At 64.7% G+C, this 23,623-nt stretch carries 25 protein-coding genes; 6 read left to right on the top strand and 19 right to left on the bottom strand.

The window, feature by feature from the left end; all coding sequences use genetic code 11:
• Positions 1 to 2: 2 nt before the first annotated feature.
• Complete coding sequence (locus APT59_RS11580; protein WP_059316883.1) at positions 3 to 641, top strand: bifunctional 4-hydroxy-2-oxoglutarate aldolase/2-dehydro-3-deoxy-phosphogluconate aldolase; 639 nt, start codon at positions 3 to 5, stop codon at positions 639 to 641.
• Between the two features lie 308 nt (positions 642 to 949).
• Positions 950 to 2,002 carry a 23S rRNA pseudouridine(2605) synthase RluB gene (gene rluB / locus APT59_RS11575; RefSeq protein WP_059314977.1) on the top strand — a complete coding sequence of 351 codons (1,053 nt, stop codon included), beginning with the start codon at positions 950 to 952 and terminating at the stop codon, positions 2,000 to 2,002.
• A 31-nt stretch (positions 2,003 to 2,033) separates the two neighbouring features.
• Here rluB and APT59_RS11570 read toward each other — a convergent pair whose 3' ends face one another.
• From APT59_RS11570 to APT59_RS11550, 5 genes are all read right to left on the bottom strand, one after another.
• Entirely contained in the window at positions 2,034 to 2,957 is a 924-nt protein-coding gene (locus APT59_RS11570; RefSeq protein ID WP_059314976.1) for a GGDEF domain-containing protein, read from the bottom strand.
• A 173-nt stretch (positions 2,958 to 3,130) separates the two neighbouring features.
• A complete protein-coding gene (locus APT59_RS11565) occupies positions 3,131 to 4,132 on the bottom strand; it encodes an NADP-dependent oxidoreductase (RefSeq protein WP_059314975.1) in 1,002 nt (333 codons plus the stop codon).
• A 57-nt stretch (positions 4,133 to 4,189) separates the two neighbouring features.
• Positions 4,190 to 5,374 (bottom strand): benzoate/H(+) symporter BenE family transporter, encoded by a 1,185-nt coding sequence (locus tag APT59_RS11560; RefSeq protein WP_059314974.1) that lies wholly within the window; start codon positions 5,372 to 5,374, stop codon positions 4,190 to 4,192.
• A gap of 7 nt (positions 5,375 to 5,381) precedes the next feature.
• A complete protein-coding gene (locus tag APT59_RS11555; RefSeq protein ID WP_059314973.1) occupies positions 5,382 to 5,987 on the bottom strand; it encodes a LysE family translocator in 606 nt (201 codons plus the stop codon).
• Between the two features lie 108 nt (positions 5,988 to 6,095).
• Complete coding sequence (locus APT59_RS11550) at positions 6,096 to 6,557, bottom strand: MarR family winged helix-turn-helix transcriptional regulator (protein WP_059314972.1); 462 nt, start codon at positions 6,555 to 6,557, stop codon at positions 6,096 to 6,098.
• A gap of 80 nt (positions 6,558 to 6,637) precedes the next feature.
• Between APT59_RS11550 and APT59_RS11545 the strand changes: the two genes are divergently transcribed.
• Both APT59_RS11545 and APT59_RS11540 read left to right on the top strand, forming a co-directional pair.
• The gene (locus tag APT59_RS11545; RefSeq protein ID WP_059314971.1) at positions 6,638 to 7,807 is read left to right on the top strand and encodes a PLP-dependent aminotransferase family protein; all 1,170 of its coding nucleotides are present in this window, start codon (positions 6,638 to 6,640) and stop codon (positions 7,805 to 7,807) included.
• Position 7,808: 1 nt separating this feature from the next.
• The gene (locus APT59_RS11540) at positions 7,809 to 8,408 is read left to right on the top strand and encodes a glutathione S-transferase family protein (RefSeq protein WP_059314970.1); all 600 of its coding nucleotides are present in this window, start codon (positions 7,809 to 7,811) and stop codon (positions 8,406 to 8,408) included.
• Positions 8,409 to 8,453: 45 nt separating this feature from the next.
• Here the strand turns inward: APT59_RS11540 and APT59_RS11535 are convergent, their stop codons facing one another.
• From APT59_RS11535 to APT59_RS11525, 3 genes are all read right to left on the bottom strand, one after another.
• Positions 8,454 to 8,876 carry a hypothetical protein gene (locus tag APT59_RS11535; RefSeq protein ID WP_237140510.1) on the bottom strand — a complete coding sequence of 141 codons (423 nt, stop codon included), beginning with the start codon at positions 8,874 to 8,876 and terminating at the stop codon, positions 8,454 to 8,456.
• A gap of 339 nt (positions 8,877 to 9,215) precedes the next feature.
• Positions 9,216 to 10,115 (bottom strand): manganese catalase family protein, encoded by a 900-nt coding sequence (locus tag APT59_RS11530; RefSeq protein WP_059314969.1) that lies wholly within the window; start codon positions 10,113 to 10,115, stop codon positions 9,216 to 9,218.
• 40 nt (positions 10,116 to 10,155) lie between these two features.
• Positions 10,156 to 10,668 carry a ferritin-like domain-containing protein gene (locus APT59_RS11525; RefSeq protein WP_059314968.1) on the bottom strand — a complete coding sequence of 171 codons (513 nt, stop codon included), beginning with the start codon at positions 10,666 to 10,668 and terminating at the stop codon, positions 10,156 to 10,158.
• Positions 10,669 to 11,018: 350 nt separating this feature from the next.
• On the opposite strand from APT59_RS11525, the gene APT59_RS11520 reads away from it, so the two are divergent.
• A complete protein-coding gene (locus tag APT59_RS11520) occupies positions 11,019 to 13,892 on the top strand; it encodes an EAL domain-containing protein (RefSeq protein WP_237140509.1) in 2,874 nt (957 codons plus the stop codon).
• On the opposite strand, the gene rbsD is transcribed toward APT59_RS11520, so the two are convergent.
• From rbsD to APT59_RS11490, 6 genes are read right to left on the bottom strand one after another with little or no spacing between them, the layout of a single operon-like run.
• The gene (gene rbsD / locus APT59_RS11515; RefSeq protein WP_059314967.1) at positions 13,889 to 14,293 is read right to left on the bottom strand and encodes a D-ribose pyranase; all 405 of its coding nucleotides are present in this window, start codon (positions 14,291 to 14,293) and stop codon (positions 13,889 to 13,891) included. The two genes, APT59_RS11520 and rbsD, sit on opposite strands and share 4 nt — an antisense overlap.
• Positions 14,290 to 15,198, bottom strand: a complete 909-nt coding sequence (rbsK, locus tag APT59_RS11510) for a ribokinase (RefSeq protein WP_059314966.1) — start codon at positions 15,196 to 15,198, stop codon at positions 14,290 to 14,292. Before rbsK ends, rbsD begins: the two co-directional genes overlap by 4 nt.
• Entirely contained in the window at positions 15,188 to 16,207 is a 1,020-nt protein-coding gene (locus APT59_RS11505) for a LacI family DNA-binding transcriptional regulator (RefSeq protein ID WP_059314965.1), read from the bottom strand. Before APT59_RS11505 ends, rbsK begins: the two co-directional genes overlap by 11 nt.
• Positions 16,207 to 17,184 carry an ABC transporter permease gene (locus APT59_RS11500; RefSeq protein WP_059314964.1) on the bottom strand — a complete coding sequence of 326 codons (978 nt, stop codon included), beginning with the start codon at positions 17,182 to 17,184 and terminating at the stop codon, positions 16,207 to 16,209. The genes APT59_RS11505 and APT59_RS11500 overlap by 1 nt, the downstream gene beginning before the upstream one ends.
• Positions 17,181 to 18,737: a sugar ABC transporter ATP-binding protein gene (locus APT59_RS11495; RefSeq protein WP_059314963.1), complete on the bottom strand. Its 1,557-nt coding sequence runs from the start codon at positions 18,735 to 18,737 to the stop codon at positions 17,181 to 17,183. Before APT59_RS11495 ends, APT59_RS11500 begins: the two co-directional genes overlap by 4 nt.
• 15 nt (positions 18,738 to 18,752) lie before the next feature.
• Complete coding sequence (locus APT59_RS11490; protein ID WP_059314962.1) at positions 18,753 to 19,709, bottom strand: sugar ABC transporter substrate-binding protein; 957 nt, start codon at positions 19,707 to 19,709, stop codon at positions 18,753 to 18,755.
• Between the two features lie 207 nt (positions 19,710 to 19,916).
• Here APT59_RS11490 and APT59_RS11485 point away from each other — a divergent pair, with 207 nt between their 5' ends.
• Positions 19,917 to 20,465: an adenine phosphoribosyltransferase gene (locus APT59_RS11485; protein WP_059314961.1), complete on the top strand. Its 549-nt coding sequence runs from the start codon at positions 19,917 to 19,919 to the stop codon at positions 20,463 to 20,465.
• 403 nt (positions 20,466 to 20,868) lie between these two features.
• Here APT59_RS11485 and APT59_RS11480 read toward each other — a convergent pair whose 3' ends face one another.
• The 5 genes from APT59_RS11480 to pnuC all read right to left on the bottom strand — a co-directional run bounded on the left by APT59_RS11480 (position 20,869) and on the right by pnuC (position 23,530).
• Positions 20,869 to 21,174: a putative quinol monooxygenase gene (locus APT59_RS11480; protein ID WP_059314960.1), complete on the bottom strand. Its 306-nt coding sequence runs from the start codon at positions 21,172 to 21,174 to the stop codon at positions 20,869 to 20,871.
• 64 nt (positions 21,175 to 21,238) lie between these two features.
• Positions 21,239 to 21,787, bottom strand: coding sequence for a GTP cyclohydrolase I FolE (gene folE, locus APT59_RS11475; protein WP_059314959.1), 549 nt, complete (start codon positions 21,785 to 21,787; stop codon positions 21,239 to 21,241).
• Between the two features lie 63 nt (positions 21,788 to 21,850).
• Positions 21,851 to 22,405 carry a Smr/MutS family protein gene (locus tag APT59_RS11470; RefSeq protein ID WP_059314958.1) on the bottom strand — a complete coding sequence of 185 codons (555 nt, stop codon included), beginning with the start codon at positions 22,403 to 22,405 and terminating at the stop codon, positions 21,851 to 21,853.
• Between the two features lie 37 nt (positions 22,406 to 22,442).
• Positions 22,443 to 22,970, bottom strand: coding sequence for an AAA family ATPase (locus tag APT59_RS11465; protein WP_059314957.1), 528 nt, complete (start codon positions 22,968 to 22,970; stop codon positions 22,443 to 22,445).
• Positions 22,967 to 23,530 carry a nicotinamide riboside transporter PnuC gene (pnuC, locus tag APT59_RS11460; protein WP_059316880.1) on the bottom strand — a complete coding sequence of 188 codons (564 nt, stop codon included), beginning with the start codon at positions 23,528 to 23,530 and terminating at the stop codon, positions 22,967 to 22,969. The genes APT59_RS11465 and pnuC overlap by 4 nt, the downstream gene beginning before the upstream one ends.
• Positions 23,531 to 23,623 lie beyond the last annotated feature (93 nt).

The following is a 23,623-nucleotide window of genomic DNA, read 5'->3' as shown; positions in this document are numbered from 1 at the left end:
ACATGCAGAACAAGATCGCGACCCTAGATGCCCTGTGCGCCCGCGCGCGAATCCTGCCGGTGATCGTGATCAACGATCCGGCCGACGTATTGCCGTTCGCCGACGCCATGGCCGCGGGTGGTCTCACTGCGCTGGAGATCACCCTGAGATCAGCCCATGGGCTGGATGCGGTGCGTCTGCTGCGTCAGGAACGTCCCGAGCTGGACGTCGGGGTCGGCACGGTGCTCGATGTGCGGATGTTCGACGCAGCGGTCGAGGCCGGTGCCCAGTTCATCGTCACACCCGGTACCACCGAGGAGATCCTCCAGGCTGGGGTTTCGGCACCCATTCCGCTGCTGCCAGGCATCGCCACGCCGTCGGAAATCATGCAGGCGTACCGCCTTGGCTATCGCCGCTTCAAGCTGTTCCCCGCCAACGTCTATGGCGGTGTGGATGCACTGAAAGCCTTCGCTGGTCCCTTCGCCGAGCTCAAGTTCTGCCCCACCGGTGGCGTCAATCCGGGCAATGTAAAGAACTACTTCCAGCAGCCGAACTTGCTGTGCGTGGGCGGTAGCTGGATGCTGCCCGGCGATGTGGTGAAGGCCAAGGACTGGACGCGCGTCGAACAGCTCTGCCGCGACGCCCTGGCGACGCTCGACTGAGCCTGCGGCCATCCGTCACCCACTGGGCTAGTGCGGTGTCTCTAAAGTTCGTGCAAGAATTGGCGAGTGATTTTTTGGCGGTTCGGCGCTCCGATGTGGCGAGGCGCCGGGACGAGTCATAGCAAGGCTATGGCGAGGAGTGGCAACGCCGCTAAAGTCGAAAAAGCGCCGCCAAGATTGTGCAGTCAACTTCTGAGACACCACACTCGCTAGGCTGGCGCGAGCAGGGGCGCTATCATGCGCCCCTGTCTTTTTCCTGGCGCCCGTTCCGTGGTGCCTTTGTCGTCCACTACACCGGGAGGTGCCTGATGACCCTCGACAAGAATCTCCAAAACGAATCCCTCGACGAAACCCCACCTGCGCCAGCCGGCGAAAAGCTGCAGAAGGTGCTGTCGCGCCTGGGCGTTGGCTCGCGTCGCGATGTTGAAGCCTGGATCGGCGAAGGTCGCATCAAGGTCAACGGGGTGGTCGCCCCCCTGGGTCTGAGGGTCATGCCCAAGGACGCCATCGCGGTGGACGGGCGCCTGCTCAAGCGCGACCAGGCCGAGGAAGTTGTGCGGCGTGTGCTGATCTACAACAAGCCCGAAGGCGAGATCTGCACCCGTGACGACCCCGAAGGTCGGCCGACCGTGTTCGATCGACTGCCCAAGCCCAAGCAGGGCCGCTGGATCAACGTTGGTCGCCTGGACATCAACACCACCGGCCTGCTGCTGTTCACCACCGATGGCGAACTGGCCAACCGGCTGATGCACCCGTCCTACCAGATGGACCGTGAGTACGCGGTACGGGTCCGTGGCGAGGTGACCGAAGAGATGCTGCTGCGCCTGAAGAACGGGGTGATCCTCGAAGACGGTCCTGCGCGCTTCACCGACGTCCAGCAGGCACCTGAGGGTGATGGCTTCAACCACTGGTTCCATTGCGTGGTGATGGAGGGCCGTAACCGCGAAGTACGCCGGCTGTGGGAATCCCAGGGTCTGGTGGTGAGCCGTCTGAAGCGCGTGCGTTTCGGTCCGGTGTTCATGACCAGCGATCTGCCGGTTGGACGCTGGCGCGAAATGAACCAGGCGGAGATCGACATCCTCGCGGGCGAAGTCGGCCTGCCACCGGTAGCGCTCCCGTCCATGGGGGGCAAGACCAAGGAAAAGATCGAGCGTCAGCAGCGCAAGACCGCGCGGCCGATCGATGCCGGTCGGGGTTCGCGCAACAAGACCAGCAAAACCAGCAAGCCCCAAGGCTCTGCCGTGGCCGAACGGCCCAGCGAGATGGGCCGCAAGCCGGTCAGCAAGGGCCGTACCTCGCCGGGCATCGCCCCGCGTCGTGGGCCCAGCGGTGGCGGTACTGGCAAGGGCGGTCGCCGTTAAGCAATAACGGTCGCCTGGCTACAGGCGACCTTCAGGCCAGGCTGCAAAGGCGATTGCGGCCCTCGGCTTTGGCTTGGTAGAGGGCTCGATCCGCGCGCAGCACCAGGCAGCGCGGCGACTCAACCTCTCTCAAGGTCGCCAGGCCGATGCTCAGGGTCACCGGCAGTGGAATGGCCCCATCCGTCGTACCCTGAGTTTCCACTGCCGCCCTCAGACGTTCGGCCACGATCTGCGCCGCCTCATGGCCGGTGGCCGAAAGCAGAACGCAGAATTCCTCGCCGCCAAAGCGAAAGACCATGTCCATGCTTCTCAGGCTGTTGCCGAGGGTGCAGGCGGTCTGGCGCAACACATCGTCACCCACGCTGTGGCCGAAGCGATCATTGACGCGCTTGAAGTGATCCAGATCCAGCATCAGCAGCGACAGCGGCTGTTGGGTACGCCGTGACAACTCCAGTTCGCGTACCAGGGCACGATCCAGGGCACTGCGATTGCCGACCCCGGTCAGAGGATCGCGGAGGGCATTGTTCAAGGCCTCGCGATAGAGCAGGGCGTTGCGAAGGGGAAACATCAGGCTGCCGAGCAGGTATTCCAGGGCCGAGAGTTCGTTGTCTCGAAACGGGTCGTGACGGCTGAAGCTCAGGTCGCCCAGGCGGATGTCACCCTGGCTCAGGTGGTAATGCACCTGATGACCTTCTTCCAGACCGAGGCGGATGGCCACGTCTTCTCGCGCATGGCGGTAGCTGAGTCCGGGTAGCTCGATCAGGGTGCCCACTTCCTGCTGGAAGAGTTGCAGCACCCGTTCGAGATCCAGGGACGACTGCAGCACGGAGGTCAGGCGTTGGCGTAGCGTGCCAAGGACCTCAGGGTTGCTTTCGCGGCTGAAGACAGCCTGACTGGCGTTACGCTGTTGACGCGCGCGATCGAGATTGATGGTGTTGGATGAGGGCGGGACCATGCCTGTTCTCCTTGGCCGATGGCCTCGCTACAGCGAGAACCGTGCCAGCTCAGGAGAATCAATAAAATCAACTACTTAGCGATATGCTGGCCAGTGGCCGTCTGTAAGTTGACGTCTTTTACCCAAGCGGACCGCCCAAGCGGCCCGCTCGTGACGATTTTCCGACGCCTGGTTCAGACCTTGAGAACCAGCTTGCCGAAGTTCTCGCCAGAGAACAGCTTCATCAGGGTCTCGGGGAAGGTGTCCAGGCCTTCCACCACGTGCTCACGGGATTTGAGCTGACCATCGGCCAGCCAGATCGCCAGCTGCTGTTGGGCTTCGGCGTAGCGAGCGGCGTGGTCCAGCACGATGAAACCTTCCATGCGTGCCCGGTTGCTGAGCAGCGCCAGGTAGTTCTGCGGGCCCTGGACCTTGTCGCTGTTGTACTGGCTGATGGCGCCACAGAGCACCACCCGCGCGCGGAAGTTGATCTGTGTCAGCACCGCATCCAGGGTTTCGCCGCCGACGTTGTCGAAATAGACGTCGATACCGTTGGGGCATTCGCGACGCAGCGCAGCCGCCAGATCCGGTTCAGCTTTGTAGTCGATGGCGGCGTCGAAGCCCAGTTCCTCGATCAGATAGCGGCACTTTTCCGCGCCGCCGGCGATGCCCACTACGTGGCAGGCCTTGAGCTTGCCGATCTGGCCGACCATGCTGCCCACCGCACCGGCAGCGCCGGAGACCACGATGGTCTGGCCAGCCTTGGGCTCACCGACCTCCAGCAGACCGAAGTAGGCGGTCAGACCGGTCATGCCGAGCACCGAGAGATACTGAGGCAGGCTGGCCTTGCTGGGATCCACCTTGTAGAAGCCCTGGGGGTCGCCGAGGTAGTAGTCCTGGATGCCAAGCATGCCGTTGACCGTGTCGCCGGTCTTGAAATCCGGGTGGTTGGATGCGACTACCTCACCCACGCCCAGCGCGCGAATGACCTCGCCGATGCCGATGGGCTTGATATAGGACTTGCCTTCGTTCATCCAGCCACGCATGGCCGGGTCGAGAGAGAGAAACAGGTTCTTGATCAGCACCTGACCGGCGCCGGGTTCGCCGACTGGCTGCTCGACGCGCTCGAAGGTGTCGGCGGTGGGTTCTCCGGACGGGCGCTTGGCGAGCAGGAACTGGCGATTGGTACGGGACATGGTGTTCTCCTGACGTGAAGGATCCAGTTCCGACCGGTCAGGAGGGGCTGAGGTTTCCTAGCGGCGTGCGGTGAGTAGCAAACTGGCCAAAAGACCGGCCACCAGGCCCCAGAAGGCGGAGCCGATGCCGGCCAGCGTCAGCCCCGAGGCAGTGACCAGAAAGGTGATCAGCGCCGGTTCGCGCTGGCCAGGGTCGGCCAGGGCGCCGTGCAGGCCGTTCATGATGGAACCTAGCAGGGCCAGAGCGGCCACCGAGATTACCAGTTCGCCCGGCAGGGAGGCGAACAGCGCCGCCAGGGTGGCACCGAACAGACCGGCCATGCCATAGAAGAGGCCGCACCAGACTGCGGCGGTGTAGCGCTTGCTGGCATCTTCATGGGCCTGAGGGCCGGTGCAGATCGCGGCGCTGATAGCCGCCAGGTTGATGCCGTGAGAGCCGAAGGGGGCCAGTAGCAGTGAAGCGATCCCTGTGGTGGCGATCAGCGGCGAAGCCGGTACGTCGTAGCCATCGGTACGCAGCACGGCGATACCGGGCATGTTCTGGGAGGCCATGGCCACCACGAACAGCGGGATGGCGATGCCGATGGTGGCAGCCAGGGAAAAGGTCGGCACGGTCCATACCGGGACGGCCAGTTCCAGCCGCAAGCCTTGGAAATCCAGCAGGCCCAGCCCGGCGGCCAGCATGAGGCCGACCATCAGGGCCACCAGCACGCAATAGCGCGGCCACAGCCGCTTGGCCACCAGATAGGCGAGGGCCATGCCCAGTACCAGCGCGGTCTGGTGCTGGACCGCAGTGCAGATCTCGATGCCGATGCGAAACAGGATGCCTGCCAGGAGGGCGGCGGCGAGCGCTGGCGGTACCCGGCGCAGCAGGCGGTCGACGCTACCGGTCAGGCCGCAGAGGGCAAGTAGCACCGCGCAGATCACAAAGGCGCCGATGGCATCGCTGTAGGGCACCGACGGCAGGCTGGTGACCAGCAGGGCGGCGCCCGGAGTCGACCAGGCGATGACGATGGGGGTGCGGTACTTCAGCGAGAGGCCGATGGTAGTCACGGCCATGCCGATGGATAGCGCCCAGATCCAGGAGGAAATCTGTCCGGTGCTCAGGCCGGCGTTCTGACCGGCCTGGAACATCAGCACCAGGGAGCTGGTGTAGCCCACCAGCATGGCGACGAAACCGGCGACCACGGCGGCGGGAGAGCTATCGGCCAGAGGTGTCAGCCGTTGCGGAGCAGCGTGCATGCGAGCCTCAGTGATGGCCGAACAGGATGGGGTAGAGGGACAGTACCAGCAGCAGCGCCATGCTCCAATTGAACAATCGCAGTCGCGCAGGACTGCTGAGCAGCCGCCGCAAGCCCATGCCGAACAGCGTCCAGAGGCTGACGCTGGGCAGGTTGATCAGGGCGAAGAGCACGGCGACCAGCAACAGGTTGGCGGTGAAGTTCTCGGCCGGGATATAGGCAGTGACGGCGCCGATGGCCATGACCCAGGCCTTGGGATTCACCCACTGGAAGGCCGCGGCCTGAAAGAAGCCGAAGGGCTTGCCGCTGCCTGTCTCCCGTGGTGTGGGCGCTGACGCGGTGGCCAGTTTCCAGGCCAGATAGAGCAGGTAGGCGCCACCAATCACCCGCAAGGCGATCTGCAGGGGTGGATAGAGCACGAACAGCTGACCCAGGCCCAGGCCGGTACAGATGACCAGCAGCATATGACCGAGGCTGATGCCGAACATGTGCGGCAGGGTACGCCGGAAGCCGAAGTTGACCCCTGAGGCCAGCAGCATCATGTTGTTGGGTCCCGGCGTGGCGGAGGAGACAAAGGCGAAGAGCATGAAGGCAGAGAGGAGTTCGACGGTCATGAGGACATTCCTGGGCTTTGCGCCAGCTTAGCCAGGCGTCGACAGGCGGTATCCGTACACCGAGGCCGCGAACGACCGATACAGTTCTCCATGATCGATCAGGTGTGCTCAACTGTCCTGACTAACAGCCGCGGTATCGTGATGGCCGGCCAAGGCCTGATTGAACGCCAACCAGCCCGCGGCGGCGTCCGGGCCGACCGCGCCCAGCGCTGCTTGCACCAGCCGCATCTGTTCCCGTCTCAGGGTCTGTTCCAGCGCCGCACCGCCACGGGTCAGCGACAGCCGCCGTTTACGCTTGTCCGCGGTATCCGTCTCCATGATCACGAGTTGCATCTCCAGCAACTGCCGCAGCGGGATGTTCAGCGCCTGCTTGCTGACGTTGAGCACCTCCAGCAGGGCCTTGTTGCTCAGCCCAGGTTCGCGGGCGATGAAGAACAGGATGCGCTGGTGCACTCGGCTCAGGCCACGGCGGGCCAGCATGTCGTCGGCCTTGGCGGTGAAGGCCTGGTAACCGAAGAAAAAGGTCTCCATGACCAGGCGCTGCTGGGTGGTCTGATTTAGGTCAAGCATATTGACTTGTCTTTCAAGGGTGGATTAGGGTCGGTCAAGTAGTTTGACTCATTGCCAGGCCGCAGGCCACAGGAGGGCAGATGGCATTTTCCGAACGGGTGACCCGACTCAAGAGCAGCCTGATCCGTGACATCCTGGCGGCGGCACAGCGGCCGGAGGTGATGTCCTTCGCCGGTGGCCTGCCGGCTGAGTGTTGTCTGCCCACCGTGGACTGGAGCGGAATGCCACCCGGGCTTGGGCAGTACGGCATGAGCGAGGGTGAACCGGCGCTACGTGAGGCCATCGCCGCCCAGGCGCGTGCCTATGGACTGGACTGCACGGCGGAACAAGTGCTGGTGACCACGGGCTCACAGCAGGCGCTGGATCTGATCGCCAAGCTGTACCTCGACGTCGGCACCCCGGTACTGGTGGAAGGGCCTACCTACCTGGCGGCCCTGCAGAGCTTCCAGTTCTTTGGCGCCGAGTGCCTGGGTGTCAGCCTGACCTCCGAGGGACTCGATCTGGAGGAGCTGCGTGAACGCCTGGAGCAGCAGCGGCCAGCGTTCGCCTATCTGATCCCGACCTTCCAGAATCCCTCCGGCGTGCGTTATTCCACGGCCAATCGCGCGGCGGTGGCGGCGCTGCTGGATGAATTCGCGGTGACCCTGGTCGAGGACGAGCCCTATCGCGAACTCAGCTACGACGGCGCACCGGCGCGGCCGCTGTGCGCTCAGCTCAAGCGCAGCGCCTGGATCCATACCGGCAGTCTGTCCAAGTCGCTGATGCCTGGTTTGCGGGTGGGCTATCTGATCGCCTCACCCGACCTGCTCCAGCCGCTAAGAGCCCTCAAGCAGGCCGCCGATCTGCATACCTGCCGCATGAGCCAATGGCAGGTGCTGCAGTGGCTGGGCAGTGAGCGTTATGAGCGGCACCTGGCCGAGTTGCACAGTTTCTATCGCGAGCGCCGGGACGGTTTCGCCGCGGCGCTCACGCGACACTTCAGCGATATCGCCGACTGGGAGCTACCCCAGGGTGGCCTGTTTTTCTGGCTGCGACTGAAAACGCCACTGGATACCCGTACGCTACTGGACAGGGCGCTGGCACAGGATGTCGCCTTCATGCCGGGCGAGCCCTTCTTCGCCGATCCGGATCGACACCCTGGCCTGCTACGACTCAATTTCAGTCATGTGCTGCCCGCGCGGCTGGATACCGGCCTGGCGCGCCTGGCCGATGTGATTCGGGACGCCACCCCTACCAACAAGGAGCTGTGAGATGTATCAGGTCTATGGCGATCGTCGTTCCGGCAACTGCTACAAGGTGGTGCTGATGCTGCACCTGCTCGGGCTGGACTATCACTGGCACGAGGTCGATATCCTCGCCGGTGAAACCCAGCGCGAGGCGTTCCTGGCAAAGAATCCCAACGGCAAGATTCCGGTACTGGAACTGGAAGACGGCACCTGCCTGTGGGAGTCCAACGCCATCCTCAATTTCCTGGCCGAAGGCACGACCTTTCTGCCCCGCGAGCCGCGGCTACGGACCCAGGTGCTGCAGTGGCAATTCTTCGAACAGTACAGTCACGAGCCCTATGTGGCGGTGGCACGCTTCATCCAGCTCTACCAGGGAATGCCAGAGGAGCGTCGAGCCGAGCATCGACAGTGCCTGACGCGTGGTTACCGGGCGCTGGCAGTGATGGAGCAGCAGTTGCAGCGAACGCCTTTCCTGGTCGGCGAGTGCTACTCCATCGCCGATATCGCGCTCTATGCCTATACCCATGTGGCCGAGGAGGGCGGCTTTGCGCTGGACGATTTTCCGGCGATCAGCGCCTGGCTGGGCCGGGTCGCAGCGCAACCGGGCCATGTCGCCATTGGCTGAAATGAAAAAGGGGAGCAGTGCTCCCCTAGGCTGGCGCGCCTGGGTTCAGCGTGCGCTGACCACGAATTGCCAGTACTGGTTGAGCCGCCGCTCGCCACCGTTGGCGGTCAGCAGTACCGAGGACGGCGGCTTGGACTGCAGCGCCGGCAGGGATTTCATGAGGGTCAGCCAATTGCTGTAGTAGGTCTGCAGGCAGCGTCGTGCGGTACCGTTGTTTCGCAGGGAGGTCAGCGCCTTCTGGTAGGCGGGCTCGACCTGCGACAGGGCCTGGTCGACACAGCTGTCGGTATCGGAGAAACGTGCGGTGTCGCCGATGCGGGTACCGGCGATGACTGCCTTGTTCGCGCAACTCTTGAAGGCAAGCATGCTGGCCTGCTCGAACTGCAGGGCATCCTGGTCCATGGCGAAGGCGGGGGTACTGCATACGACGGCTGCAACGAAGGCTAAGGCGTAAGCGTGGCGTTTCATGGTGGCGTCCCTGGCTACGTCGAGATGACGTGATGGCATCAATGCACAGCGGCAGACTGCGCCGCGGGGCAAATGTTCAGCGCTAAAAGCGGCAAAACGCCATCAGGTGAATTCCACCAGACCGACGGTAGTGAGACCTATGAACAGGGCGGTCAGAGCGACCATGGCGAAGGCCAACAGATAATCTTCCATCAGGGGTTCCCTACTACGATGAGAGCGGTAGGACCGATGGCAAATGGCCAGGTTCGTGCGAAAGAGGGGGTAGGGTGAATTGGCCGACGGAAGGTCGTCAGCGCGGGGAGAAAGCGGCGACGCCATAAAGGCGTCGCCGCTTCTACATCACTCGTCCAGGCGGTTCTTGTCGAGCTGCTTGGCCAGACCAGCGCCCAGATCAGCACCGGTTACCGGCGCGGCTTCGGGATCCGACATGGTCCGGGTCGCGAGCTGCTCCACCGCCTTGGCCTGCATGGGCGGCAGCTTGACGCTGGCCATGCCGTCGCCGCCATCCACGGCAGGTCCGGGCTGCTCCACGTATTCCCAATCCTGACCCTGGTTCCAGGGACCGCGCAGATCGCCTTCGCCTTGCGACATGTTGTAGTAGACGCTGGCGAACTCCGGACGCGGCGGCATCTTGCCCTGGGGGAAGTTGGGCTGGATGGAGTGCAGGGCATTCTCGAAGGATTTCTGGTGGGCGATCTCGCGCGTCATCAGAAAGCTCAGGGTGTCCTTGATGCCCGCATCGTCGGTGACGTTGATCAGGCGTTCGTAGACGATCTTGGCCCGCGCTTCGGCGGCGATGTTGGACCTTAGATCGATAGTCGGTTCACCGATGGTGTCGATGTAGGCCGCGGTCCAGGGTACGCCAGCCGAATTGGTCAGGGCCGGGCCACCACCGTAGAGAATCTGGGTGAGGTGGGAGTCGTTGCCCGCGCCGGTCAGGGAGCGATACATGTCCGCTTCTTCCTGGGTTTTCTCGGCCAGGTCGCCTTTGGCGCCCTTGTTCAGCATGGCGATCATCGAGCCGATGATTTCCAGGTGGCTGAGCTCTTCGGTGGCGATGTCGAACAGCATGTCCTTACGACCCGGGTCGAGCTCGGCTATCGCCTGGGTGAAATAGCGCATGGCGGCGGCGAGTTCGCCTTGGGGACCGCCGAATTGTTCCAGCATCAGGTTGGCAAGGCCCGGATTGGGCTCCGACACGCGCACGGTATATTGCAGTCGCTTGTTATGGACGAACATGTAACCTCCAGGGGCTAGTCACGGGTAGAGCACGGGCGGTTCAGCGCTTCGCGGTCAAATCGGGGTCGGCGGAGCGTTCCAGGAAGGCTCGGGTGGTGACGGGCAGGTCTTCCAGCAACCACGCCGCCATGGCCTTCTCTTGTTCGAGGATGCGTTCGCAGGCCTGCTGCGTTTCGCGGTCGCCGACATCGGCAGCCGCTGCAATCAGGACGGTATAGGTAGCAATTTCGATGTTTTCGAACATATAGCCGGCGATGGCGCCCTTGATGACCTCATCGCTCATGGGCGCGCCACCGATGGCCTGCCCCAGCGCCATCAACTTGCCGCCCATGTCCTTGAGGGTGGAGGCGCTGCTGCCGAGGCGGGTCAGGCAGCCTTCGAGCACTTGGCGTTGTTCCTGGGTTTCCTGGATGTGCTGCTCGATGCGCTGGCGCAGCTGCGGATAGTGCTCCAGTCGCGCGGACTGGGCGGAGAGCATTTTCTCGGCCTGTTCTTCCATGGCGTGGGCATCGCGCAGCCAGTCGATGAGGTTGTCTTTTTTGGAAGCGGTCATGAAAAACTCCTGCTCTTGAAGAGAGGCGACAACGGGCTGGAACGCCCCGCCAGATTGCGATCTGTCTGCTTATTAGTGGCTTCTCTCTAGCCATAGATTCGCTGCGTGATGGTCTTTCGGATCGATGGAAAGGTAGGCCACTGTTTGTTCTACAAGCGCAGCGGCAAAGGGGTATCTGGCAAGGCGATTTATTGGACAAGAGGCTTTTTGCTGTACAAGTCCTGTCGCAGTATTTTTGGTTTTAGTCATATCTTTGCCGTTCGCACCCCCAGGTAAACCGTTCACCTCTAACTTGCCGAGGCCACTGGCTTCTGTGTCAGGATTCGAGGAGTGCAAGGGAAGGAGTCAGCATGAAGGTGCCTGAGAAGCAGCAGCTGGACGCACGCTTACCGGGGCTGCAACGTTCGCCAGAAGGAAACTGGCCGGATCCGAATGCGCCTGGATTGGAGGTAGAGGAGATCATCGCGCAGTTGCGCATGGCTGCAGCGGCTGCCGACTGGGCCTGGTATCAGCGGCGGGGTAACTGGTCGCGGATGGCCATGGGCAGTGGCGCCAGCGACTGGCCACCGCTGCTCGATGACGATGAGCTGACTCAGCGGTGCGCCGAGGTAGGGGTCAGTTGCCATCCGACGGGAAGTGGCCCGACGCCCCTGGGCTGGCTCCTTGCGCGCCCTGACGGTCATACCGATTTCGCCGCCCTGGCCCTCAGGTTCGGCTTCGTCCTGCAACGGCTACAACTGCAGCGCGCCCAGGCCGTTCAGCAGGTGCTCTATGATATTACCTACCTGGCCAGTTCGACGGTGGATCGTCAGCTGTTCATGCGGCGCACCCATGAATTGCTGGTGACGCTGATCGACGCCGAGAACTTCTGCCTGGCGCTACAGGATGTCGACTCGGAGCAGATCCACTATCCCTATTATTTCGACCAGCGCGATGAAAGCCCGCCAGAGCCAGGCTCCTTCGAGCTCATGGACCGGACGCGCCCCTCCCTGACGGCCTATGTGCTCATGCACGGGGTGCCCCTGCTGCTGCCCAAGGAGGCCATCGAAGCCGCTCAGGTACAGGGTCCCTATTATTGCCAGGGATCGGTCCCCGAATTCTGGATGGGCATCCCGCTCAAGGATGGCACCGATCGCACCTTCGGCGTGCTCAGCCTGCAGGTCTATGACCGTGAGCGGCGCTACGGCAGCGAGGACCAGGCGCTGTTCCAGGTGATCGCGCGCGACGTGGCCATGGCCTTGGATCGCATCCTTCGGCGCGAGGATATGGAGGCCACGGTAGGGCAGCGCACCCAGGAACTGTCCGAGGTCAATGCCCGGCTGCGCGAACAGATCGCCGAACGCGAGCGCGCCGAGCAACTGCAGGCCGCCCTGTTTCGCATCGCCGAACTCTCCAGCGCCAGCACGGACATGCCCGAGTTGCTAGGCGGTCTGCACCAGGTGGTCGGTGAACTGCTCTATGCCCACAACTTCTACATCGCGCTCTACGACGACGCGTCGGGTGAGGTGAGCTTTCCCTATTTCGCCGACGAGCGCCGCGCCACGGCACCGATCGCCCGGCGTGGCAGCCGGGGTTACACGGAATACACCATCCGCCAGCGGCGGCCCTGTCTCATCGATCGGCAGAAGGCTCGCCTGCTGGTCGCCCAGGGAGAAATCACCCCGGTGCCGGGTACCTTCGAGGCCTGGTCCTGGCTGGGCATCCCGCTCTACGATGGCAAGCACGTTCGTGGGGTGCTGGCGGTACAGAGTTATCGAGAAGACGTCTACTACAGCCGACGCGATCAGGAGTTGTTGACGTTCGTGTCGCGCCATATCGACACCGCGTTGTCACGGCGCAGCGCCGCCGAGGCGATCCAGCAGTCCCGCCATGCCCTGGAAGTGCGGGTGCAGGAACGGACCCGGGCGCTGGACGAGGCCAACGCCCGGCTGCTGTACGAGAACAATCACGACGCCCTGACGCGCCTGCCCAATCGCAGCTTCTTCCAGCAGCGCCTGAGCCTGCACTGGTCGGCCCTGGAGCGCGAGGGGACGGGCCTGGCGGTGATGTTTCTCGATCTGGATCGCTTCAAGAGGATCAACGATCAGTTCGGCCACCCCTTTGGCGATCTCCTGTTGATCGCAGCCGGCGAGCGCCTGTCCAGCTGCCTGAGGGACACCGACCTGCTGGCGCGGCTGGGCGGCGACGAGTTCGCCATTCTGGTGCCTGGCGGCGGTCTGGAACCGCCGGTGGCCATCGCCCAGCGCATCATCGAGGCCTTCGATCGCCCCTTGGTGTTCGACGACCACAGTCTGTTCGCCTCCTGCAGCATCGGCATCGTGGTTGCCGATCCCGCGCTGCATCGGCAGCCGGACGACCTGCTGCGCGATGCCGACACGGCCATGTACCGGGTGAAGCAGGGTGGGCGCGACAACTTCGCGGTGTTCAACCAGGAACTGCGCCAGGTGGTGTCCGACCAGGTGGTACGGGAGGGTGCACTGCGCAAGGCGCTAAAGAACGGCAACGAGCTGGAGCCGTTCTTCCAGCCCATCGTCGAGGTGGGGACCGGACGGGTCGCAGCACTGGAAGCCTTGATCCGCTGGCGTCAGCCTGACGGCAGCGTGCTGGCCCCCGCGGCTTTCCTGACCGAGCTGGAGGGGCTGCGCCTGATCGGGCGCCTGGATACCTACATGCTGACGCGGATCGCCGCCATCCTGGCCGAGCCCGCCCAGGCCCACTGGCCGGTGGTGCACGTCAATTGCTCCAGCTACAGCATCGTGCGGCCGGAGTTCGCCGACGAGGTGCTGGGCATCCTGGCGGCGCATGGCGTGGCACCTTCGCGCATCTGCCTGGAGTTGACCGAGGGCGCCCTGGTGGCCGAGCCAGAACGGGCCAAGGCCACCATGGAGGCCCTCGACCGCCAGGGCGTCTCGGTGGTGTTGGATGATTTCGGCGCAGGTTTTTCGTCGCTGGGCTACGTCCACGAATACCGCTTTCGTGGCCTCAAGATCGACAAGTCCTTTGTCTTGCGCCTGGCGGAAAGCAACCGCAGTGTCGCCATCGTGCGCGCCATCGTGCGCATGGCCGAGTCCCTGGGGCTGGATGTGGTCGCCGAGGGTGTCGAGGACGCCCAGGCGCTGCAATTGCTCAAGGACATGGGCGCGCGCCATGCCCAGGGCTATCACTTCGCCCGGCCCCTGGAGCTGCTGGCAACCCGGCGTCTGTTGCTGCCCGCGGCAGGCTAGAAGGCCACGCCGGCGACCAGGATCAGGTTGGTATAGGGCTGGCATTCACCGGTGCGGATCTGGACCCGCGCCTGGCGACACAGGGTCTTCATCTCCGCATGGGAGACCAGGCGCCGAGTGCCCAGGGCGCCCTCCGTGGTCAGGTGCTCCAGTTCAGCCAGCGCGGGCGGTTGGGCGACGAGGGACTCCTCGGCGAGCAGATGGCTTTCCACCTGCATCTCGCTGAGCAGGGCGCGCAGGACGCTGAGGAAGTCGGGCACGCCAGGCGTGACGGCCAGGTCCACCAGCGGCGTACCGGGCGGCACGGGCATGCCAGCGTCACCGATGACCACCAGATCACCATGACCGAGACTGGCGACGGCCTGGGACAGGGCGATATTGAGCAAAGGCGTCTTTTTCACCGGGCGAGCTCCTGGCGGGTGGGAATGGAGGGCTGGGCACCAGGACGGGTGACGGCGATGGCCGCTGCCTGCTGGCCGAGGGCGATGGCCTCATCGACACTCAGGCCTTCGGCGAGACCGGCCGCGAAGCCACCGAGAAAGGTGTCGCCGGCGGCGGTGGTGTCCACCGCCTTGACCGGAGTGGCCGGGTGGTGACGGCAGCTGTCGGCGCTGACCTGCAGCAGGCCCTGGCCGCCCAGGGTCAGCAGCACCTGGCGGGCGCCGGCGGCGACCAGCTGGCGTGCAGCCGCTTCCGCCTGCTGCAGATCGTCCACCGGCAGGCCGGTGAGCAGGCTGGCCTCGCTTTCGTTGGGCACCAGATAGTCGATATGGGCGTACCAGTCGGCCGGTAGCGGCCCCGTGGCAGGTGCCGGATTGAGGATCACCGTCTTGCCCAGGGCGTGAGCGCGGGCCAGGGCGTCGCCTACGGTGGCCAGGGGAACCTCCAGCTGGGCGATCACCAGCTTGGCCTGGTCGAGCAGCGTCGCCTGTTCTTCCAGGTGCGCGGCGGACAGCTCGCCGTTGCCGCCAGCGACGATGACAATGGTGTTCTGCCCCTGGTCGTCCACCAGAATCGAGGCGATGCCTGTAGGCACCTCGGCGGCCACCGACACGCCGCGGCAATCGATGCCTTCCTGGACCAGGCTGCGGGTGAGGAAGTCTCCATAGGGATCGGCGCCGACGCAGCCGATCATGGCGACCCGGGCCCCCAGGCGCGCGGCCGCGACCGCCTGGTTGGCGCCCTTGCCGCCAGGCGCCGTGGTGAAGTCATGGCCGGCGAGGGTCTCGCCGCCCTTGGGCAGGCGCGGGGCGCGCACCACCAGATCCATGTTGAGGCTGCCGATGACGATGACGTCAGGGTGCATGGGAGGTCTCCAGAGCAGGGGGCGCCGCGGTGGATTCGCGCAGCACCAGCCGGGGTACGGCGATGTCGTGGGTGGAAGGGCTGCCGACCGCCTCGCGGCGCGCCAGCAGCAACTGGGCCGCGCGCTCGCCGAGGTCGCGGATCGACTGGCCGATGGTGGTCAGGGCAGGGTAGAGATAGCGGCTGAGTTCGATGTCGTCGAAGCCTACTACCGAGAGTTGGCCGGGTACGCTGAGCCCGTGTTCGGCGGCGGCGCGCAGCACGCCCAGGGCGATGGTGTCGTTGCCGGCGAAGATCGCGGTCGGACGCTCTTGCTGGGCCAGCAGCTCGCGCGCCGCGGCATGACCGGCGGCGGCGGTGAAGGGGCAGCGCCGGATGGTACCTGCTGGCACGCCCGCGTCCGCCAGGGCCTGCTGGTAGCCGGTGATACGCTCGCTGGCGACCGGAGAGTCGCCAGGACCGCCAATGCAGGCGATGCGGCGGTGGCCGAGTTCCAGCAGATGGCGGGTGGCGAGCAGCCCGCCCTGGTGGTGATCGACGCGAATGTGTGCGGCCTGGACGCCCTCCAGTGGCCGGTCGGCAAGGACCAGGGGGATGCGCAGGCCAGCCAGGGCCCTGGCGAAGCGCGGATCGCCGTCCACGGTGGCGACCACCAGACCGTCGATCCGTCGCTCCTTGAGTACTCGTAGATAGCGCAGCTGCTTGTCCGCATCGTCATCGGAATTGCAGAGGATGACGCTGTAGCCCTGGCGCTCGCAGTGATCTTCGATGCCGCGTGCCAGTTCGGCGAAATAGGGGTTCACCGCATTGGGCACCAGCACGCCAAAGGTGCCGGTGGCGCGGCTGCGCAGGGAGCGGGCCACGCCGCTGGGCACGTAGCCCAACTCGACGATGGCCGCCTCGACCTTTTCCCGCACGCCCGGACTGACCGGGCGGCTATTGTTCACCACATGGGAGACCGTGGTGTAGGAGATGCCGGCGCGCGCGGCGACATCCTTGATGGTCGCCATCAGCCCTGTCTCTTGGCGCGCTGGCTACGGTAGGTGTCGAGGATCACCGCGACGACGATGACCGCGCCGGTGATGATGCGCTTGGTCGGTTCGCTGGCGCCGATCTGGGCCAGGCCCGCAGCCAGCACCGAGATGATCAGCACGCCGAAGAAGGTGCTGATCACCGAGCCGCGACCGCCCATGAGGCTGGTCCCGCCGATCACCACGGCGGCGATCACCTGCAGTTCCAGGCCGACGCCGGCATTGGGGTCGGCGGCTTCCAGGCGCGATATCTGGAACAGCGCGGCCAGGCCCGCCAGCAGGCCCATCAGGGCGAAGACGATGATCTTGTAGGGCTTGGGGTTGATCCCCGCGAGGCGGACCGCTTCCTCGTTGGTGCCGATGGCGATCAGGTAGCGGCCGAGCACCGAACGGGTCAGCAGCAGCTGCGCGACCACGATCACCAGCAGCGCGATGACGAAGGACGGCGAGATGCCGAAGGCGACGGGCGTCGACAGCCAGGCATAGGCATCGCCGATGTAGGCGGTGCGCGAATCGGTCAGCTGGTAGGCCACACCACGCGCCATCTCCAGTACGCCCAGGGAGACGATGAAGGACGGGATGCGCCAGGCGACGGTCACGCTGCCAGTGAGGGTGCCGGTCAGGGCCGCGCAGAGCATGCCCAGGGCGGCAGCCGGCAGGATGCCCCAGCCCCACTCCAGGGTGGCGACGCTGACCACGGCAGCGGCCAGGGCCACCACCGAGCCCACCGACAAGTCGATGCCGCCGATGATCAGGATGAAGGTCATCCCGGTGGCCAGCACCATCAGATCGGGGATCTGGTTGGCCAGGGTGGTGAAGGTCGCGTAGGACAGGAAGTGACTGCTCAACAGGGAGAACAGCACGATCATCGCCAGCAGCGCGGCGGCCAGGCCCACGTAGGTGCCGAGGCCCAGGCCGAAGGCACGGCGGGAGGAGGTGACGGGAAGACTGCTCATCGAATGGCTTCCTGAGAAAGAGGTTGCGGCGGGACAGGTTCTTCCAGCATGGCTTCGCGCGAGCGATAGCCGGCGAAGGCGGCGGCCAGCAGCCGCTCCTGATCCCAGTCATGGCGTTCGAAGGTGGCTTCCAGGCGCCCGGCGGAGATCACGCCGATGCGATCGCAGATCAGCATCAGCTCGCGCAGGTCACTGGAGACCACCACCAGGGCCTTGCCCTGGCGAGTGAGTTCGGCCAGCAGGCCATAGATCTCGAATTTGGCACCGACGTCGATGCCGCGCGTGGGTTCGTCGAACAGCAGCACCTGGCAGTCGCGTTCGAGCCAACGCCCGATCACCACCTTCTGCTGGTTGCCGCCGGAGAGCTCGCCCACCGGCTGGGTGCCATCGTTGCAGCGGATGCGCAGGCTCTTGATATGGCGCTCGGCCAGGGCTGCCTCGCGGACGCCGCTGACCACGCCCTGCCGGGCGACCTTGGCCATATTGCCGAGGGCGATATTGGCGCTGATCGGCTGGCTGAGAAGCAGCCCTTCGCCCTTGCGATCCTCGGTGATGAGGGCGATGCCCTGACGCACCACCTTGGCCGGCGAGCCCAGGTCGACCGGCTTGCCAGCCAGGCGCACCGCGCCGGAGTCGGCACGGTCGGCACCAAAGATCAGGCGCAGCAATTCGGTGCGACCGGCGCCGATGAGGCCGGAGATACCGTAGATCTCGCCCGCGCGGACGTTGAAGGAGACGTCGCGCACCTTGTCCGCGCGATTCAGGCCCTGGACTTCCAGCAGCGGTGGCCCGAAGCGGCGCTCGCCCATGTCCAGGTGTTCGCCAAGATCGCGACCCACCATGAGGCTGACGATCTCGTCGATGCCGTAGTGCGCCATGGGCGCATCGGCCACCAGGCGGCCGTCGCGCAGCACCACCAGTTGCTGGGCGATACGCTTGAGTTCTTCCAGGCGATGGGAGATGTAGACCAGCGCCACGCCTCGGGCGCGCAGGCGCTCGATCTGCTCGAACAGCAGCTCCACCTCGCGGGAGGTGAGCATGGCGGTGGGCTCGTCGAGGATCAGCACCCGGCAATCGCCGATCAGGTTGCGGGCGATTTCCACTATCTGCTGGTGACCCACACCGAGCTCGGCGATGGGGGTATCGGGATCGATGGACTCCAGACCGACCTGGGCCATGGCCAGCCGCGCCTGTTCGCGCAGCTGGCGCCGGTCGATCCAGCCCAAACGGCGGGGCAGGCGGTCGAGGAAGAGATTTTCCGCCACGGTGAGGGTGGGCAGCAGATTGAGCTCCTGCATGACCATCCGCACACCCTGGGCTTCCGCCTCGCGGCGGCTACCCGGTGCATAGGGGCGGCCGAGGAAGCTCAGCTCACCGGTGGTGGGCTGCACCAGGCCACAGAGGATCTTGGACAGGGTGCTCTTGCCGGCGCCGTTTTCCCCGGTGAGCGCCAGCACCTGGCCGGCGCGCAATTCCAGGTCCACGCCGCCGAGTACCGGCTGGGCATAGGTCTTGCCGATGCCGCGGGCGCTGAGGATGACCTCGGACGACATGGGGTTCTCCTCGGATCAGGGCTGGGTGACGAGTTCGACCGGCGTCTCGATCACCCCGTCCTTGGCACCGGTGGGCTCGCCCTTGACCAGCTTGAGCGCGGCTTCGATACCGAACACGGCCTGTTTGGCGGCGTACTGGTCGGCGGTGGCGAGGATGCGGCCGTCCTTGAGCATCGGCTTGATGGCCTTGATGTTGTCGTAGCCGACCACCTGCACCTGGCCTTTCTTGCCAGCGGCGCGCACGGCGGAAACGGCACCCAGCGCCATGCTGTCGTTGCCCGCCAGCAGGGCCTTCAGGTCCGGGTATTCGTTGAGCATGGCCGCGGCGACAGCGTTGCCCTTGTCGATCTCCCAGTTGCCGGACTGCACGCCGACGATCTTCATGCCGGCCGCTTCCATGGCGTCCTTGAAGCCCGCGGTGCGCTGCTGGGCGTTGGTGGTGGTGGAGACGCCCTCGATGATGCCGACCTGGTCACCCTGCTTGAGCTGCTTGGCCAGGTATTCGCCCACCAGGCGTGCGCCCTTGCGGTTGTCGGGGCCGACGAAGGGAATGTCCAGGGCCTTGGACTTGAGCACCTCGGGATCCAGGCGGTTGTCGATGTTGACCACCTTGATACCGGCGTCGCTGGCTTTCTTCAGCACCGGAACCAGGGCCTTGGAGTCGGCCGGCGCGATGACCAGGGCATCGACCTTGGAGACGATCATCTGCTCGACGATGCGGATCTGGCTGGAGGTATCGGTCTCGTCCTTGATCCCGTTGGAGATCAGGTCGAAGTCCGCGGAATGCGCTTTCTGGTAGGTCTTGGCGCCGTCTTCCATGGTCAGGAAGAATTCGTTGGCGAGGGACTTCATGACCAGCGCGACCTTGGGCTTTTCGGCGGCCGTGGCATGACTGGCGGTGAGCGGCAGGATCAGCGAAGCGGAGGTGAGAGCGATAGCCGCCAGCAGGCGGGCAGGGCGAAAGGCCAGCATAGGGGATCTCCGAATTCTTATGGTTCTTGTGGTCGCGCAAACGTTTGCGCGGGAAGGAGGATGTCCGCTTCGTTGGTAGCTGTCAACGGAAGTCACTACATGAATCGATTCAGCTTCCAGGGACGGCTGGTTGGCCCTGGCTGGGCAGGCCCCGGTATACTGTGCAATCGTGTTCAACCAGGCGCCCGACGCCCGAGAGTCTCTGCCATGTCCTTTTCCGAATCCGCCCTGAAATCCCTCATCCGTGCCGTGCCCGATTTTCCCAAGCCGGGGGTGATCTTTCGGGACATCACGCCGTTGTTCCAGTCGCCCGAAGGCCTGCGTGCCGTCATGGAGGCACTGCTGGAACGCTATCGCTCGGCGTCCTTCAGCCATGTCGGGGCGCTGGATGCGCGCGGATTCCTCATCGGCCCGATCCTGGCCTATGAACTGGGCAAACCACTGGTGCTGTTTCGCAAGCAGGGCAAACTGCCGGCGGAGCTGCTGACCGAGGTCTACAGCACCGAATACGGCGACTCGGTGATCGAGGTGCACAAGGACAGCGTCGGCGCCGGTGATTCGGTGCTCCTGGTGGACGACCTCATCGCCACTGGCGGCACCCTGGTCGCCGCTGGCAACCTGATCAAGCGCCTGGGCGCCGAGGTCCATGAAGCCGCCGCCATCGTCGACCTGCCTGAGCTGGGTGGCTCCAAGCGCCTGGAAGCGGCAGGCATTCCCACTTTCGCCCTGACGAGCTTTGCGCTGTCCGAGTATTGAGTTGCAGTTGATCGCGACTATCGCGGTCCGCACTGCTGTGCCTTTGCTCTCGTTTATCGCGGCCATGGGCCGCTCCTACAGGTACACCGAACAAATGTAGGAGCGGCCCATGGCCGCGATTGCGTCCAGCCCGTAGCGTGGAAAACCGCGTAGGGTTTTCCACCTGATGCCGATGCCCGTTCGTGGACAAGGCTGCGCCGTTGTCCACCCTACGACGGTGGTACCTTTTCGGGACCGGCCGCGTCTGCAGATCGCAATGGCCGTAAAAGGTCAATCAAGTCGTAGGTTGGGCTGAGCCCAGCAAAGCCCAACAGCTCCTGCCTTGGCGCCGGCCCCGTTGGGCTTCGACGATAAAGCCGTCTCAGCCCAACCTACGCTTTATCGCAAGCCTGGCAGCCTCTCGTCAAAGCTCAGCCGTAGGCTTTTTGGGCTCCAGCGGATACAGATCTACCTCGTCCGCCAGCTTGGGCAACTCGTCCAGAAAGGCGAGGGTATGCGGCTGGTTGAAGTGATCGTCCTGGGCGGCGACCGAGGCCCAGCGGGCCTGGATCACCCAGAGATCGCGGTCTTCACCGCCCTGGAATACCCGGTAGTCCAGGCATCCCGCATCCGTCACGGCCAGGGTGGCCAGATCCAGCAGATGGGCGCCCAGCGCCAGAGAGCGTTCGGGCTGCGCCCTGAGCAGGGTAAGGCTATGGACGTCCGGCATGGTGTGGGAGTCTCCTGAAGGATCGAGGTTTCGACCCTTCAGGATAGCGGACGTCGCAGCGGTCTCAGCGATTGATCAGGCCGAGGAATTCCGCGCGGGTGGCATCGTTGGCGCGGAACTGGCCGAGCATCACCGAGGTGACCATGGACGAGTTCTGCTTTTCCACGCCGCGCATCATCATGCACATGTGTTGTGCCTCGATCACCACGGCGACACCTGCCGCGCCGGTGACCTGCTCGATGGCCTCGGCGATCTGCCGGGTCATGTTTTCCTGGATCTGCAGGCGGCGGGCGAACATGTCGACCACTCGTGCGACCTTGGACAGGCCCAGTACCTTGCCCTTGGGCATGTAGGCGACATGGGCCTTGCCGATGAAGGGCAGCATGTGGTGCTCGCACAGGGAATACAGCTCGATGTTCTTCACCAGCACCATCTCGCTGTTGTCCGAGGTGAAGAGGGCGTCGCCCACCACTTCTTCCAGCGTCTGGTTGTAGCCGCGGCAGAGATACTGCATGGCCTTGGCCGCCCGCTTGGGCGTGTCCACCAGCCCCTCCCGGCTGATGTCTTCGCCGAGTCCGGTCAGGATCGAGGAGTAGTGCTGTTCGAGAGACATTTGGGTTCCTGTTTGTCGATAAGGAAGAGAGCGCTCGGATGAGACGTCACCCGAGTCACAGGATCACTCGTCGCGACCTTCTAGCATGGTGCGCTTGAGCAAGACATAAAGCGAGCCGGTCCCGCCATGGCGCGGCAGGCAGGACGTGAAACCCAGCACCTGGGGGTGCTGGCGCAGCCAGGTGTTGACGTGACTCTTGATCAGCGGCCGGCGGCCATCCGTGCGCGCGGCCTTGCCGTGGGTGACCCGCACGCAACGGATTTCCAGGCGGGTCGCCTCGGCGAGAAAGTCCCAGAGGGTTTCGCGCGCCTTCTCCACGGTCATGCCGTGCAGGTCCAGGCTACCTTCGAAGGGGATCTGCCCCCCCTTGAGGCGGCGCAACTGGCTGTCCTGCAGTCCGTCACGGCCCCAGTAGAGTTCGTCCTCGGCGCCCACGTCGATGACGAAGGCATCGCTCAGGCCGTCGACCCGGATCGCGGTCGTGGTTCTGGTCGCATCGGCGCGGCGCTGGGCGACCTGGCCGAGGTCGGCGCGTGGCTTGCCGGTGTCGGCGCGATCCTGCTTGAGCGGACGGATCCCGCGGGTGAAGTCAGCGAAAGAGGCATCGTCGTCGTGCATGGCGTTCTCCGGTACAGGGCGTCATTCTACCGGCGGGTCAGGACTCGTGCAGCAATCGGCTCACCGCGGCCAGCGCGGCCTGTTGCCGCTCGGCCCAATCGCCGGAGATTTCCAGGACCGGCTGGCGATGCGCCCGCAGCCAGTCCCGGCAGTGGGCGAAGAATGCCAGGCGCTCGGCGAGATCCGGCTGGCAGCGCTGCCCATCGTCCTGCCAGGCCACATCGCGGGGATCGAGCAGCAGGTGCAGGTCGTAGCGGCGGGCCAGCAGCGCGGGTTCCAGCCAGGCAGGCGCGTCGCCAAACAGCAGGCGACTCCACAGCAGGTTGCTGAGCAGATGGGTGTCGAGCAGCAGCAGGGCCGGCGTGGCGGCCCGCGCCTGGTCTTCGCGGCGCAATTGCTCGTGGGCGATGACTTCCACGTCCGCCAGGGTGGTGTCGGTGCCGTGCCGCTCGCAGTATTCGCGGACGTACTCGTCGACCCGGACACCGCCGAATCGCTCGGCGAGGACCGTCGCCAGCCAGGATTTGCCACTCGACTCGGGGCCGGTCAGCACCACGACCTTCATCGAGGGCTCGCCAGGGCGCGGCGCCAGTCGAGCCAGCCGTAGGCGGCTAGGGCGACAAAGACCGCATAGAGAAGCGCGGTGGGGTAGAGGCCCTTGTAATAGAAGAGGCCCACATAGATGACGTCCAGCACGAACCACAGCACCCAGCACTGCAGCCGCTTCTGCGCCATCCAGAATTGGGCGACCAGGCTGAAGCCGGTGAGCGCCGCGTCCAGCCAGGGCAAGGCGGCGTCGGTGTGGGTGCCCATGAGATAGCCGAGCGCAAGGCTACCCAGCGCACCCGCCAGGAGGCCGGCCAGCAACGGCTTGGCGGTGAGCGAGCTGACCACCCGACCCTGATGTTGCTGGCCGCCACGCAGCCACTGCCACCAGCCGTAGAGCTGCAGCACCGCATAGATGCACTGCAGCAGCATGTCGGAATAGAGTTTGACGTTGTAGAAGATCCAGACGTAGAGCACCACCATCACCAGGCCTATGGGCCAGGCCCAGATGTTCTGGCGGACCGTCAGCCAGACGGCGATCACCCCGAGAACGGCGGCCAGCAGCTCCACGGGCGACATGCCCAGCAGGGTGGTGAGTGACTCCAGAAACGACATGCTTCACATCCGGAAAGATTCAATTCGTCATTGTACGGCACCTAATGGCCGTCTATC

Source organism: Pseudomonas oryzihabitans (genome assembly GCF_001518815.1).
In the GTDB taxonomy this organism is placed as follows: domain Bacteria; phylum Pseudomonadota; class Gammaproteobacteria; order Pseudomonadales; family Pseudomonadaceae; genus Chryseomonas; species Chryseomonas oryzihabitans_E.
The sequence above is the reverse complement of the archived record's forward strand: the minus strand, read 5'-3'. Positions and strand labels throughout refer to the sequence as shown.